Genomic DNA, 924 nt, shown 5'->3' on the forward strand with positions numbered 1-924 from the left:
GTTAATGGCGGCGGTAAAATGTAGGAAAATGGCAATTTGAAATTGTCGGTTTTCCTACATTTTTTGATATCATAAATCACATCGTAACCAAGGAGGAAAACGATGTGAGACAAGATATTCGAGAGGAAGTTAGAAGATTTATGATTGAAGATATTAAGCCCAATTTCGCTGCCATCGCTCAACAATACAATTGTGATTACCGTACTGTTAAACGTGCCTATGAGGAAGCTCAACAGCCACAAGTAGAGCACCATCCTAAACCAGCTCGTCCCAGTAAGCTCGACCCTTTCAAAGAGAAGATCAGTGAGAAACTAGAGATTGGCTGTTCTGCGATGGCTATCTTCAAATTTATTGAAAAACATGGCTTTACCGGCAAGTATTCAATTGTTAGAGACCACTGTGCTAAGTACAAGCACCATCAGGTTCACAAGGCGACCATCCGAGTTGAACACACTGCTGGACTTTCAGCACAAGTCGACTGGAAGGAAGAGATGACCCTTTACAACAATGAGGGAAGGTCGTTTACGTTCAACATCTTTTTGTATGTCTTACCTTACTCCAAGCTTAAATACATCACATTAATTTTTGAGCGTAGCAAGATACACTGTTCAACTGTATGGATGATGCATTCGATCACACCGGCGGTGTTCCGAGCGAGATTTGGTTCGACAATATGAAACAGGTCGTAGACCATGCGAAATCAGATATCGGACAACGTGTCGTTTTGAATGAGCGTTTCAAACAGTTCAGCAAGGACGCTGGTTATCAGCCCATTGTCTGCCGCGTTTTTCGTCCTCAAACTAAAGGTGTCGTTGAAGCTCTAGCACGCACCACGGAACGACTACGGGTTTACAATAATGAATTTAGTGACGAAGTGACTTGATTAATATTGTGGATGAGTTGTGTTACGACTTGAATCACGAA

1 pseudogene is annotated in these 924 nt (G+C 42.2%); it reads left to right on the plus strand.

The window, feature by feature from the left end:
• Positions 1 to 104 precede the first annotated feature (104 nt).
• A pseudogene (gene istA / locus JCM2765_RS16545) lies at positions 105 to 924 on the plus strand (IS21 family transposase); the annotation flags it as partial.

This window comes from Secundilactobacillus similis DSM 23365 = JCM 2765 (assembly GCF_001311075.1).
GTDB classification, from domain to species: domain Bacteria; phylum Bacillota; class Bacilli; order Lactobacillales; family Lactobacillaceae; genus Secundilactobacillus; species Secundilactobacillus similis.